Annotated in this window: 12 protein-coding genes; 5 read left to right on the top strand and 7 right to left on the bottom strand. The window is 55.8% G+C overall.

Translation table 11 applies throughout. From position 1 onward, the window contains the following. Positions 1–21: 21 nt before the first annotated feature. The gene (locus tag CIK94_RS05075; protein WP_094421654.1) at positions 22–1,443 is read left to right on the top strand and encodes an Ig-like domain-containing protein; all 1,422 of its coding nucleotides are present in this window, start codon (positions 22–24) and stop codon (positions 1,441–1,443) included. Here CIK94_RS05075 and CIK94_RS13995 read toward each other — a convergent pair. Then, complete coding sequence (locus tag CIK94_RS13995; protein WP_144008301.1) at positions 1,397–1,609, bottom strand: hypothetical protein; 213 nt, start codon at positions 1,607–1,609, stop codon at positions 1,397–1,399. The two genes, CIK94_RS05075 and CIK94_RS13995, sit on opposite strands and share 47 nt — an antisense overlap. Positions 1,610–1,630: 21 nt before the next feature. On the opposite strand from CIK94_RS13995, the gene CIK94_RS05070 reads away from it, so the two are divergent. Continuing rightward, entirely contained in the window at positions 1,631–1,825 is a 195-nt protein-coding gene (locus tag CIK94_RS05070) for a hypothetical protein (protein WP_094421652.1), read from the top strand. A 126-nt stretch (positions 1,826–1,951) separates the two neighbouring features. Next, on the top strand, positions 1,952–3,406 hold the full coding sequence (gene xylE, locus CIK94_RS05065; RefSeq protein WP_022310513.1) for a D-xylose transporter XylE: 1,455 nt from the start codon (positions 1,952–1,954) through the stop codon (positions 3,404–3,406). A 90-nt stretch (positions 3,407–3,496) separates the two neighbouring features. Here xylE and CIK94_RS05060 read toward each other — a convergent pair whose 3' ends face one another. The 5 genes from CIK94_RS05060 to CIK94_RS05040 all read right to left on the bottom strand — a co-directional run bounded on the left by CIK94_RS05060 (position 3,497) and on the right by CIK94_RS05040 (position 10,666). Next, entirely contained in the window at positions 3,497–5,068 is a 1,572-nt protein-coding gene (locus tag CIK94_RS05060; protein ID WP_094421650.1) for a S41 family peptidase, read from the bottom strand. 25 nt (positions 5,069–5,093) lie between these two features. Continuing rightward, complete coding sequence (locus CIK94_RS05055; protein WP_094421648.1) at positions 5,094–7,073, bottom strand: DNA topoisomerase IV subunit B; 1,980 nt, start codon at positions 7,071–7,073, stop codon at positions 5,094–5,096. Next, positions 7,073–8,221 carry an N-acetyltransferase gene (locus tag CIK94_RS05050; RefSeq protein WP_094421646.1) on the bottom strand — a complete coding sequence of 383 codons (1,149 nt, stop codon included), beginning with the start codon at positions 8,219–8,221 and terminating at the stop codon, positions 7,073–7,075. The genes CIK94_RS05055 and CIK94_RS05050 overlap by 1 nt, the downstream gene beginning before the upstream one ends. 67 nt (positions 8,222–8,288) lie before the next feature. Continuing rightward, on the bottom strand, positions 8,289–9,479 hold the full coding sequence (locus CIK94_RS05045) for a class I SAM-dependent methyltransferase (protein WP_094421645.1): 1,191 nt from the start codon (positions 9,477–9,479) through the stop codon (positions 8,289–8,291). 23 nt (positions 9,480–9,502) lie between these two features. Further along, complete coding sequence (locus tag CIK94_RS05040) at positions 9,503–10,666, bottom strand: sialidase family protein (RefSeq protein ID WP_144008300.1); 1,164 nt, start codon at positions 10,664–10,666, stop codon at positions 9,503–9,505. A 211-nt stretch (positions 10,667–10,877) separates the two neighbouring features. Here CIK94_RS05040 and CIK94_RS14355 point away from each other — a divergent pair, with 211 nt between their 5' ends. Both CIK94_RS14355 and CIK94_RS05030 read left to right on the top strand, forming a co-directional pair. Continuing rightward, entirely contained in the window at positions 10,878–11,027 is a 150-nt protein-coding gene (locus tag CIK94_RS14355; RefSeq protein ID WP_158214770.1) for a hypothetical protein, read from the top strand. Between the two features lie 60 nt (positions 11,028–11,087). Next, the gene (locus CIK94_RS05030; RefSeq protein WP_094388837.1) at positions 11,088–11,777 is read left to right on the top strand and encodes a hypothetical protein; all 690 of its coding nucleotides are present in this window, start codon (positions 11,088–11,090) and stop codon (positions 11,775–11,777) included. Between the two features lie 108 nt (positions 11,778–11,885). Here CIK94_RS05030 and CIK94_RS05025 read toward each other — a convergent pair whose 3' ends face one another. Beyond that, on the bottom strand, positions 11,886–12,422 hold the full coding sequence (locus CIK94_RS05025; protein ID WP_144008299.1) for a hypothetical protein: 537 nt from the start codon (positions 12,420–12,422) through the stop codon (positions 11,886–11,888). Positions 12,423–12,477 lie beyond the last annotated feature (55 nt).

Raw genomic sequence — 12,477 nt, 5'->3', positions numbered from 1 at the left:
ATCTCTACAACATAAACAATCATGAATACTAAGAAATTGGCTTACCGCATCATCGCTACGGCTGTCGTCTGCGTCGCTACTCTCAGCATCAACGCTGCCGAGGTGGTCTACCGCATCGTGGAATACAACAAGACCATCGGCGATTTCACCCTTGCTGCCAGCGGCAGCGTGCCCCACAACTCCTGGGCTTATTTCGAAAATGACTTTGGTGCCACTACAGGCAACCGCTACAACCAGATACCGCGCAACCGCAAGGCTTCGCTTGTGCTCCAAGGCTGGCAGGGATGCCGCATCAAGAACATCACGCTCAGCATGTGCTCCAACAACAAGGAGGGCGAGGCTGCGCTCGTCGTCGCCGACGGAGAGACCACGGTCTACACCGAGGCTGCCGCCGAGTTCGGCAGCGACAAGTGGTTCGGACGCTGGGTGAGCAAGGACCTGGGCGTCTATGTCGACGTGACGCGCCAGCTCGACCTCGCCGCCTTTACCTCCGACGAGGCAGTCATCACCGTCAAGGGAGGCACAGCCAAGGGCTCGGTCTATCTCGACGCCATTACCATCGAGTATGATGCTCCCGAGGGCGCAAGTCTTGAGTCTCCGCTGGGTTGGAGTTACGAGAAACTGGAAGCTAAAGGCACCCTCAACGAGGGCGACCAACTGATGATATTCCGCAATGGCTGCGCCGCTGCCGACATCGACGGCATGGAGAAGTCGCAGTATCTCGATGTGGTGGCGCTTGCCAATACCACCGATGTCAGCGATCCCGATGTGCTGCGCTTCAAGCTCGCCAAGGGCGAGACTGCCGGCTGCTGGACGCTCACCGACCAGTTCGGACGCCGCCTGGGTGCCACCGCCAAGGGCAAGTTGGCTTGGAACGCCGGCGACACCCAGTGGAAGATAGAACTGGGCTATGGAGGCGCCACCATCACCAGCGCCACAGCAGCCTATGGCACCCTCAGGTTCAATGAGCCTGAGAGCAGCTACGCCCGATTTGGACTCTACACCTCCAAGACGCTCCTGCTGCCGTTCCTCTATCGCAGGACCACTCAGCAGCAGCCCGTCGCCATCTCGTCGATAGACTTTGGCGCGAGCGAGCAGTCGGCGAGCATCGACCAGAGCGTTCTGGTGCTCCGCCCCGAGCTCAAGCCTTCCAAGGTGACCGACCGCCGCCTCGTATGGACCACCGACAATGCCGATGTGGCTACGGTCAACGGCGGACTGGTCATGCTCAACGGCGTGGGCGAGGCCACCATCACCGCCACCTCGCATGATGGCGGCGCCAAGGCCTCGATACTCATCAAGGCCCCCGCCTCGACGGGCATCTCTCCCCCCGCCCCCCCCGCCACTGCCACCCCTGCCGCCCGCAAGGTCATCGAGGGCAACCGCGTGGTCATCATCAAGGGCGACCACCGCTATAGTCTCGACGGTCAGCAGCAGAGATAGCATCGCCACCGCTATAGTCTCGACGGTCGGCTGCAGAGATAGCATCTCCACCGCTATAGTCTCGACGGTCGGCAGCAGAGATCGCATTACCTTCACCATATTCACCCCACGGCAAGGGCTGGGCACCACATCGGCGTCCAGCCCTTGCTGCGTCTGTAGCCCACATTTCTCTCTCCCTTTGGGCTGAATGTACTCCGCCATCACCGATTATATCTTCGCAGAGTTTGATTTCATCTTCGCAGAGTTTGATTTCATCTTCGCAGAGTTTGATTTCATCTTTTCAGAGTTGGAAATAATCATTGCACAACTTGATTTCACCTTTTCAGGGCATGAGTTTATCTTTACCGTCATCGCGCCGCTCTTTGGCGTGGGCGTGTATTAGACGCTGGCAATTATGACATTACCACTAAAAAATAGCCCGACTTATTTTGCCATCATCCGAAGAATGATTATCTTTGCAACCAATAAAACCTAAATAAAAAATATAGTCAATTAAATCAACATTGTTATGGAAACAACCAATGGGGGTAGCCGTGGCTATCTCGTCAGCATCGTCATGGTGGCAGTGCTTGGCGGATTGCTTTTCGGCTACGACACCGCAGTTATCTCCGGAGCCGAGAAGGGGCTCCAGGCATTCTTTATGGGTGCTACCGATTTCACGTATACCGACTTCTGGCACGGGTTCACCAGCTCGAGCGCGCTCATAGGCTGCATCATCGGCTCTGCGCTTTCGGGTGTGCTTGCCACCGGCCTCGGCCGCAAGCGCACGCTTATCCTTGCCGGTATCATGTTCTTCATCTCAGCGTGGGGGTCCATGTGCCCGGAGAGCATGATACTCCCCGTGGGCAAGCCAGACCTTACGCTGCTGGTGGTGTTCAACATCTACCGCATCATCGGCGGTGTGGGCGTAGGATTGGCTTCGGCCGTGTGCCCCATGTATATCGGCGAGATTGCGCCGAGCCGCATCCGCGGCATGCTGGTCAGCTGGAACCAGTTTGCCATCATCTTCGGTCAGCTGGTGGTCTACTTCGTCAATTTCTTCATCCTCGGCGACCACATCGCACCGCTCATCCAGAGCGTGGGAAGCGGCATGAACGAAATCGTCAATGGCACTGAGGCTGCCTGGGCCATCGAGACGGGCTGGCGCTATATGTTTGGCTCCGAGATGGTGCCCGCCGGACTCTTCGCCGTGCTCATCTGCTTGGTGCCCGAGACTCCGCGCTACCTCGTGATGGTGGGCAAGGACGACAAGGCCGAGCGCGTGCTGGCGCGCATCAACGGTGCCGACGAGGCGCGCCGCGTGCTGGCAGATATCAAGAACACGGTGACCCAGAAGACCGAGCGCATCTTCACCTATGGCGTCATGTGCATCGTGGTGGGCGTCATGCTGTCGGTATTCCAGCAGGCCATAGGCATCAATGCCGTGCTCTACTATGCGCCGCGCATCTATGAGGCGATGGGATTTGACAACCCGATGAAGCTCACCGTCTTCAACGGCGTGCTCAACCTTGGCTTCACCTGCGTGGCTATCTTCACGGTCGAGAAGTTGGGCCGCAAGCCGCTGCTCATCGCCGGCTCGCTCGGTATGGCGCTCGGTGCCATCGGCGTGGCGTTCACCTTCGGCGTGGCTGAGCTCAAACTGCTCTGTATGATTAGCATCATGCTCTACTCGGTGTCCTTCATGTACTCCTGGGGCCCCATCTGCTGGGTGCTCATCGCCGAGGTGTTCCCCAACACCATCCGCGGTGCTGCCGTGGCCATAGCTGTGGCGTTCCAGTGGATTTTCAACTGGATAGTCTCGACCTCCTTTGTACCTATGGCCAACAGCATGGGATATATGTTCACCTACAGCCTCTACGGAGTCATCTGCATCCTCGCCGCCGTCTTCGTATGGCGACTGGTGCCTGAGACCAAGGGCAAGACCCTTGAGGATATGAGCCGCCTGTGGCGCAAGGAGAAGTAGGCGGTCATCTCTGACATTACAAACGACAAAGCGGCGGGAGAAACTGCACTGGTTTCTCCCGCCGCTTTCGACTTTATGGGGGTGGTGATACTACTTGAACAGCTTGAGCGCCTGCTTGACGGCGGGGCTGCTCTCGTTGACCACGTGGAAGTACTCGCTCATATCCCAGAGGTCACGGGCAATGAGCCCTTTGATTTGCAGGCCCAACGTGCGACGCGTGGCGCGCAGCTCCTCGTCATCACGGGGCTTGATATCCTTCTTCCCAGCCTCTTCCTCTATCTGCTCAAAGAGCTCTTGGGGCACTTCAAAGCGGGCGTTGAAGTCGGCAAAGGTGGGGTAACGCTCGCCCAACTCGCGGCGATGACTGTCGAGCCAGGAGACCATAGCCGGAACCACCACGCCGGCTGCCGTAATCTTGCGGTGCAGCTGGCTGTACTGCGTAGTGTCAAGGGGAATGAAGTAGTCGGGCATGATACCGCCGCCGCCATAGACCGTGCGATGCTGGCGCAGCGTCTGGTACTTCAGCGAGTCAGCAAAGTGGATGCTGTCGGCGCTGTAGAACTCGCCGTGCTTGTAGCGGGTGTCGATATCCTTGTTGTAGTCTACCGCGTTGCCCTTGGTGTAAGGCTTCTGGATGCAGCGGCCCGACGGGGTGTAGTAGTGGGCGATGGTAAGACGCATCATCGAACCGTCGGGGAACTCGATGGGGCGCTGGACGAGACCCTTACCAAAGGTGCGACGTCCCACGATGACTCCGCGGTCCTGGTCTTGCAGCGCACCGCTGACGATTTCTGACGCCGAGGCAGAGAACTCGTTGACGAGGACCACTACCTTGATCTTGCGCAGCTTGCCGTTGCCGTCGGCATGATATTCGCGTCGCTTGTCATTGCGTCCTTCGGTATAGACGATGAGGTCGTTTTTGCCCAGAAACTCGTTGACTATCTGCGTGGCGCTCAGCATATAGCCGCCGCCGTTCTCCTGAAGGTCGAGGATAAGGTTCTTCATCCCCTCTTTGTTGAGCTTCTTCACCGCGTCCATGAACTCCTTGTAGGTATATGCCCCGAAACTGCCTATGCGTATATATCCCACCTGTGGACGTATCATATAGGCTGCGTCGATGGTGTTGAGGGGTATCTTGTCGCGCTTCACGTCGAAGTAGAGCACCTCTGCAATGCCTCTGCGCACCACTCCCAGCCGTACCATGGTGCCTCGCTTGCCGCGCAGCCGACGCATGATTTCGCTCTGGTCCATCTTGACGCCGGCTATGGCTGTATCGTTGACGCTGATGATGCGGTCGCCTGCCATGATACCCACCTTCTCTGACGGGCCTTTGACCACGGGCTTGATGACGAGCAGCGTGTCGGCAGAGATGTTGAACTGCACGCCTATGCCGTCAAACGACCCGCCCAGCGATTCGTTGAAGGCGCGCGCCTGCTTGGCTGTCGAGTAGCTCGAGTGTGGATCGAGATTCTCGATCATGCCGCGGATGGCGTCTTCTGCCAGTTTGTTGTCGTCGACCGTGTCCACGTAGAGCGCGCTGATGGCCAAGGCGGCCTTGCGCATCTTGTCGTAAGGATTGTATGTCCCCTTGGCAAACAGGTTTTGAGCCATAAGGGTAGAGGTTATAGCCGACAGGATGGCTATAATCAACATTCGTTTCATAACTATATATAATATAAGGATGTGATTAATCGAGTGGTGCAGAGTCGGGCTCGGGAACGTCTTCTTCGACTACGAGGTTGTCGATAATGAAGTTCTGGCGCTCCATAGTGTTCTTTCCCATGTAGTATTCCAGCAGTTTCTTGACCTGGTCGTTCTTGTGGAGCGTCACCTGTTCAAGTCTGATGTCGGGGCCGATGAAGTGGGCCATCTCCTCGGGGTCTATCTCGCCCAGTCCCTTAAATCGGGTAATCTCGGGCTCAGGTCCCAGCTCGGCGATGGCTGCCAGACGCTCTTCCTCGTTGTAGCAGAACCTTACCACATAGTCCTTGTTGCCCTTGCCGGCAGACTTGCCTTCGGCTTCTACTACCTTCTTGTTCTTTATCTTGTTGCGTTTGTTACGTACTCTGAACAATGGCGTCTGCAGAACATAGACATGGCCCTTCTTGATGAGGTCGGGGAAGAACTGGAGGAAGAAGGTGATGATGAGCAGACGGATGTGCATACCGTCGACATCGGCATCGGTAGCCACGATGACCTTGTTGTAGCGCAAGTCATCAAGTCCCTCCTCGATGTTGAGCGCCGCCTGCAGCAGGTTGAACTCCTCGTTCTCATATACCACCTTCTTGGTGAGTCCGAATGAGTTGAGTGGCTTGCCGCGGAGTGAGAATACCGCTTGGGTGTTGACATCGCGGCACTTGGTGATACTGCCGCTGGCAGAGTCGCCTTCGGTGATGAAGATACTCGATTCCTCCTTGCGCTCGTCCTTGGCGTCAGAGTAGTGTATACGGCAATCGCGCAGCTTGCGGTTGTGCAGATTGGCTTTCTTCGCACGCTCTCGGGCCAGCTTGGTGATACCTGCCATCGACTTGCGCTCGCGTTCGCTCTCCTTGATTTTGTTCTCGATGATTTCGGCCACATCAGTGTGGATGTGCAGATAGTTGTCCACCTCTCTCTTGACGAAGTCGCCCACGCACTTGTTGATAGATTCGCCGTTGGGAGCCATCAGGGTGCTTCCCAACTTAATCTTTGTCTGACTCTCAAACACCGGTTCCTCCACGTTGATGGCGATGGCAGCCACCAGACCATTACGGATATCGGTGTATTCATAGTTCTTGTTGAAAAACTCTTTGATGGTGCGGGCAATATGTTCCTTAAACGCCGACTGGTGAGTACCTCCCTGCGTGGTATGTTGGCCATTGACAAACGAGTAGTACTCTTCGCCATACTGGTTGGTATGGGTAAAAGCTATTTCGAGGTCCTCGTTCTTGATGCGGATGATGGGGTAGAGGCCCTCGACGGTCATGTTGTCGGTCAGCAGGTCTTCCAGTCCGTTTCGACTGCGTATGCGTCGGCCGTTATACATGATGGTAAGCCCCGAACTCAAGTAGGTGTAGTTGCGGAGCATGGTCTCGACGATATCATCGTGGTACGAGTAGTTCTTGAAGAGGGTGTTGTCGGGCTCGAAGTAGATGTAAGTACCGTGTTCGTCCTGAGTCTCTTCGGTGGTGTCGCTCTTGAGGATGCCACGCTCAAAGACCAGACTGCGCACGAGTCCGTCGCGATAGGAGCGTACCTCGAAGCGGCTGCTCAGTGCGTTCACCGCCTTGGCACCTACGCCGTTGAGGCCCACGCTCTTCTTGAAGGCTTTGGAGTCATACTTGCCGCCGGTGTTGAGCACGCTCACTGCCTCTACGAGTTTGCCTTGGGGGATGCCGCGGCCATAGTCGCGCACGCTCACACGCAGATTGTCCATGACATCGACCTCGATGCGGTCGCCCGCCTTCATCTTGAACTCGTCTATAGAGTTGTCTATGATTTCTTTGAGCAGTACATAGATGCCGTCTTCGGCAAGATTGCCGTCGCCCAGACGACCGATATACATACCGGGACGCGTGCGCACGTGCTCCATGTCAGAGAGATGGCGTATATTGTCGTCGGTATAGTCGACGGGGGCTTCGTTCTGTCCGTCCACGACGGGCAATGTCTCTTTTTCGTCTTCTTTCATCATTCTATTGTTTTGCGGTAACAGCGGCGGCGCTTATGGTTGGTAGGAGCTAATGGACCCCACTGGCTCTGCACACCCTCGTTAGACTCCATTTCTACCTGGCTCTCGCCCCACTTGAAGCCGTAGGCCTGGTAGCGGGGGATGAGGTCGGCAAAGAGCAGCGCGTTGGCTCCCTTGGCACGGTATTCGGGCAGAAATCCCATCAACAGCAGGTCCACGCCTTCGGTCTTGTGGAACTTTATAGCACGCAGCAGGTGGTACCAACCGAAGGGGAAGAGGCGGCCGCGACGGCATTTCTGCAGCGCGCGGGAAAGCGAGGGGATGGTTATGCCCATTCCGGCCATCTTGTTGTCGTTGTTGCCGTCTTCGATGACCGTGATGAGGCTCAGGTCAGCCAGTGGCAGATACATTTTTATGTATTGTTCTATCTGCCGGTCGGTAAGTTGGGAGAAGCCATAGAGGTCTTTGTAGGTCTCGTTGACCAGTTCAAAGAGCTTGCGGCCATATCCGCCCTTGAATATGTCCTTGCGGGTGAGCTTGCGCACGTGCAGATTGTAGCGTTTCTCAATCATCTGCGCTATCTTTGAGTATTTCTCCGGTATCTGGTCGGGCACTTCGAGGAAATACTCCACATAGTCGTTGTCCTTGCTCCATCCCTCAAGACGCTCCATGTGCTCGGGGTAGTAAGGGTAGTTGTAGATGGTGGGCATGGTACCCAGTTTGTCGAAACCCATGGTGAGCATACCCTCGGGGTCCATGTCGGTGAAGCCCAGCGGACCCACGATGCTCTTCATGCCTTTCTCGCGACCATAGTCTTCGACAGCCTGGAGCAGTGCGCGCGTCACCTCGATGTCGTCGACGAAGTCTATCCATCCGAAGCGCACGTCCTGGCGGTCCCAGCGCTCGTTGGCACGGTGGTTGATGATGGCTGCTACGCGGCCCACCAGGCGTCCGTCGCGATAGGCAAGGTAGTATTCGGCTTCGCAGAAGTCGAAGGCGGCATTGCGGTCGCGGCTCAAAGTGTTGAATTCATCGCTGTAGAGGTTGGGCACGTCATAGGCGTTGCCGGCATATAAATCGTAATGGAAATCGATGAAAGTACGGAGGTCTTTCTTGTTTTCCACACGCTTGATTACTATATTTGACATATTATTATGGTGGATATCATTAATATGCAAAAATAGTAAATTAAACGGAGATTGCTGCAGAAAATTATCAGATTTTTTCGCAGACGAGCAAAATATGGCTGCCGTCGCGCTGGGTAGTGCCGAAGATATAGGTGGTCCCGCCGTCTTTCAGGCGCAGCCGTTGGCGCAGTTGGACGGCGCTGAGCGGCATGTTGCGTACCGTGATGTTGGCGCGGTCTATGCCGTCGAGGGCACGGCGCAGCTGTTTGCGGTTGAGGGTGGTTGTGGCGGTGGTGTGGGAGCCGCGACCCGGAAAGTGGGCTATGGCTTCGCTGCCTATAAAGAGGTTGGAGTTTTGGGCTATCATCCTTGTCTGGTACCGTTGGCATACCTGTGCCATCAGTCCCGACTTCATTACCGATGCGTTGGGTTCATAGAGATACATCCCCTCGCCAGCCGGAATGTCGAGATAGCGCGGCTGCGAGTCGTCGGGGGTGAAGACGCACACCTGGCGGTCGTTCACGCAGTACACGGTGGGCACACCCTTGCTCTCTGCCGAGCATACGAGCAGCAGTTCCTTGCACTCGCCGCCCACCGAGACGATGTGTACCTCGCTCACGCAGCCCAAGGCTCTCACCGCCTCGTGCCAGTCGAGCATGGGCGAGAGCTTCACCATCACCCATCTGCCTTTGGCGCATAGGGTGGGGGCAAGCCCGAGCACATCGGGCGTACAGTCGGCGATGGCGTAGGTGCGGTCGCCGGCGGCGTCGCGTCGGGCGGGGTCTATGTATATCAGCGTCTGTGGGGCGATGGCGTCGAGTGCCTGTTCTGCCTCGGTACACATCACCGTGGCTGTGCGCCCGAGCACCGAGAGATTGTGGCGCATCAGCTCACACAGCTCCTCGTTGCGCTCCACATAGGTGGCGCTTCTGAATGTGGTCGAGAGTGCCAGAAAGTCTATGCCGAAACCGCCTGTGAGGTCGGTCATCGACGCGCGGTCGCCCTCGGCGATGAGGCGGCGTGCCACGCGCAGTTTGTAGTGGGCTGCCGTTTGCGACGAGCATTGCTCCATTGACAGATGCACGGGATAACGTATGCCCTCGATGCGTGCCAGCAGCGGCAGTTTGGCTGCCGCCACCTGCCGCCCCCGTATCTGGTCGAGCGCCCAGGGCATATCCACCTCGGGATGCTTGCTCCCCATGAGTGCCAGTTGCCTTACATCGTCGCCGGCATGGTCGCGCACAAACTGCAGTGTCTTTTCGTCCACTCTCTTGGTCATGTTATCTCTGTCAGGGGGATGGGTTATGGATGTCCGTCGCTCTTCTTGACCAGTCGTCTGAAGTTCTTGATGCGGTGGAAGGTCAGCATATTGGCGTCGTGACCGCTGTGAGCGAGTTCGCCGTCGGGACCTTCGTATGCGGTGCGCGATACGTAGATGATGTCATTGCCCTCGGTCATCCAGTCGATATACTGGAAGGCGTGGCGTTTCATGTCGGGATGGGCGAGCAACGTGGCGTGGCGCGTCCATTCACGCAGGTCGGGCGAACTGATGAGTACCACGTAGTTGCGCACGTACAGACCGGTGGCTGAACCTTCTCCCTCGGGCGCGGCGTTGACCAGACTCCAGTAGCGATGGGTGAGCGAGTCGTAGCGGATGGTAAACTTCTTGCAGCCGCCAGGCATATCCACCAGGTCTTTGTCGTCAAACGACAGTTCGCGGCAGTCGTCGCTTACCTTGATTATCGCTGCCTTCTCGGTCACTCCGTTGGGCGTGTTGGCTCTCATCACGTCTACCATATTTCCGTCAGGGCCTACCACGGCGTTGCCGTCCAGCCATCCGTAGACCTTCTCCTTGAGATGGGGCATGGCGTGCAGGTTTACCGAGCGTGTCCAGTTGGAGGCTTCGAGCAGGTCGGCGCCCACGGGCACCGATATCATCATGGCGCTATACCGCATGGGCCATGTAGTAGCGGGTGCTTTGGCATATTCTATGGCCTTCCATATCTTTCCCTGATGCACCACCACGGGAGAGGGGGCGCTGTGGTATTCGCCCTCGGCGAGCAGACCATGGTGGCTGTCGCTCGGAGTGGTCCACGACTTGCCGTCGGTAGAGCGGCGTACGACCAGGTTGCCATACTCACGGTCTGTACCGATGAGGTAGAGCGTGTCTGATATGCAGAATACTGACGACCAGAACTGCCCTTTGACCACCGACTGTCTTTCCCATGTCAGTCCGCGGTCTTCCGACTTGTATACCTCTGTATTATATTCCGTCTGGCCGTTGGCAAAGAGGTCGTGGGTGGCTATGTAGTCACCGTTGGACATGATGCAGATGGAGGGCGAGCCCACATACATGCCTTTGCTTGCAGGGTGATAGCAAATGGTTACTCCGGGTGCCGAAGCCCACATCCAGGAGAGGTGCAGCAGGCACCCTAAGAGAAGCACAGTTCTACGTATTGTCTTCATTAGGTTTATGTTTTGTATCCACAAAATTACGCAAACTATCGCGGAGAACAAAGAAATGTGGGTAGAAACTAAAATAGTTGACGGAATATTTGTCGATTACGTTGTCTTTTCATATATTTGCAGCTATAAAACCATACAGGGCATAAGCGTACTGCCTGCAACCTATATAAAAACGACTAAAGTCAGTCTAAATAATAAAACCAATGCAATTATGAAAAAATCATTACTCATTGCCGCTATGTTCGGCATGTCTGTTGCTGCAAGTGCCCAGCAGACCTTCACCCACATTACCATCAAGAGTGGGTTCAACCAGGACGTCATCTGCGAGGATAAAGATCGTATCACCGAGACTACCACCTAGTCCGATGCACCCGACCTGCAGGGCATCGACGGCTCAGGCTTCGCCTTCTTCACCACCAGCGTGCAGACCAATGGTGCCATGTGTGGCGACGACGGTTTGTTCAAGTCTTCACGCACCGGCGCCACCTTCAAGGTGATGCCCACCCAGCTCAATGCGCTTGTGCTCAAAGGCACCAAGAAGACCACTATTGCTGGCAACTCTGTCGTCATCCCCGGTAGCGTGGTTCAGGGCGAGCTCGTCTTTGAGACTCCTATCAAGGCCAAGTCCATCTATGTCGTGGGAACCAGCGCCGACGGCGACAGCAAAATCAAGGTGACCATCAACTATACCGACAACACCACCGCCGATGGCAGTATCACCATGTACGACTGGGGTAGCAGTTCCTCGGCTGCCAACCAGGCAGCCGTAGTGACCAGCCTGGGCCGTATCGCCACCAAGAAGAACTGGGCAGGTGATGCTGGAAAGATAGATGCCTATGTCTTCAAGCTCTATGAGTCTGCGGTCAACACCGACAATACCAAGACCATCAAGAGCGTTACCGTCGAGCAGACTTCCGATGACCGCAGCGTAGCCATCTTCGCCGTTTCTACCAGCAACGATGTTGTGGCCAACGGCATCGGCGAGGTAGAGGCCCCCTCGGCTGTCGCTGCCTTCTACACCCTTGACGGTGTGCGTGTGGCAGAGCCCGTTCGCGGCGTGACCATCGTCAAGTACACCAACGGCGTAACCCGTAAAATCGTCAAGAAGTAATACCTTATTAATATATACGCGCACGCGAGAGCCGCGTGCGCCGACTGACAGAAAGAGCGGATGCAGCTACCTGCATCCGCTCTTGTTATATTGTCTGGCGTTAGTTTCCTATTTCTTTTTCTTGAAGAGGCCCTTCACCTTGTTCACTGCACCCTTGGCGGCATCACCCACCTTGGCACCGGCACTCTTTCCGGCATCTTCTTTCACGCTCTTTGCGGTGGGCACACCACCCTTTACACTCGGAGTTGCCGATGGTGGATAGCCTGCCAGTTCGCCGAAGTACTTGTAGAGGCGGTCGTCTTCATTCTTGTCGCCCGATGTGGTCTTTACCTTTGACTTCTGGACACCATATCGGGGATGGCTCAACTCTATTTCTATAGGCGTAGACTTGCTGTCGAGAATGATGGTGACCTTGTATTTGTTGTTCTTGTCTTCCTTTTCGCTGATGACGAATACCTCTTTGTTGCCACCCTTCTTGTAGCTTTGGATGTCAAAGCAGGGGTCGCTGTCACCGTCCATCCAGAACAGTTTCTTGTTGCGGTCAATCACGTTGCGTCCGAAGTCTGTGTACAGCAGCTGGATTTGTGCTGATGCGCCTACAGCCATGGTAAAAAGCGCCAGCATTACTAATAATCTCTTTTTCATAATGTTTGTGTTAGTTAATAATTAAGACAATGTCCGCTGCAAATTTAATAAAATA

Origin of the sequence: Prevotella sp. P4-51 (genome assembly GCF_002251455.1) — a bacterium.
Lineage (GTDB): Bacteria > Bacteroidota > Bacteroidia > Bacteroidales > Bacteroidaceae > Prevotella.
Note: the sequence above shows the minus strand (reverse complement) of the source record. Positions and strands in the feature narration are given on the sequence as shown.

Excerpts from the sequence above, each read along its gene's own strand:
- CIK94_RS13995 (WP_144008301.1), bottom strand. The coding sequence starts at position 1,609 with ATGTGGGCTACAGACGCAGCAAGGGCTGGACGCCGATGTGGTGCCCAG.
- CIK94_RS05025 (WP_144008299.1), bottom strand. The coding sequence starts at position 12,422 with ATGAAAAAGAGATTATTAGTAATGCTGGCGCTTTTTACCATGGCTGTA.
- CIK94_RS05050 (WP_094421646.1), bottom strand. The coding sequence starts at position 8,221 with ATGTCAAATATAGTAATCAAGCGTGTGGAAAACAAGAAAGACCTCCGT.
- CIK94_RS14355 (WP_158214770.1), top strand. The coding sequence starts at position 10,878 with ATGAAAAAATCATTACTCATTGCCGCTATGTTCGGCATGTCTGTTGCT.
- CIK94_RS05075 (WP_094421654.1), top strand. The coding sequence starts at position 22 with ATGAATACTAAGAAATTGGCTTACCGCATCATCGCTACGGCTGTCGTC.
- CIK94_RS05060 (WP_094421650.1), bottom strand. The coding sequence starts at position 5,068 with ATGAAACGAATGTTGATTATAGCCATCCTGTCGGCTATAACCTCTACC.
- CIK94_RS05070 (WP_094421652.1), top strand. The coding sequence starts at position 1,631 with ATGTACTCCGCCATCACCGATTATATCTTCGCAGAGTTTGATTTCATC.
- CIK94_RS05040 (WP_144008300.1), bottom strand. The coding sequence starts at position 10,666 with ATGAAGACAATACGTAGAACTGTGCTTCTCTTAGGGTGCCTGCTGCAC.
- xylE (WP_022310513.1), top strand. The coding sequence starts at position 1,952 with ATGGAAACAACCAATGGGGGTAGCCGTGGCTATCTCGTCAGCATCGTC.
- CIK94_RS05055 (WP_094421648.1), bottom strand. The coding sequence starts at position 7,073 with ATGAAAGAAGACGAAAAAGAGACATTGCCCGTCGTGGACGGACAGAAC.
- CIK94_RS05045 (WP_094421645.1), bottom strand. The coding sequence starts at position 9,479 with ATGACCAAGAGAGTGGACGAAAAGACACTGCAGTTTGTGCGCGACCAT.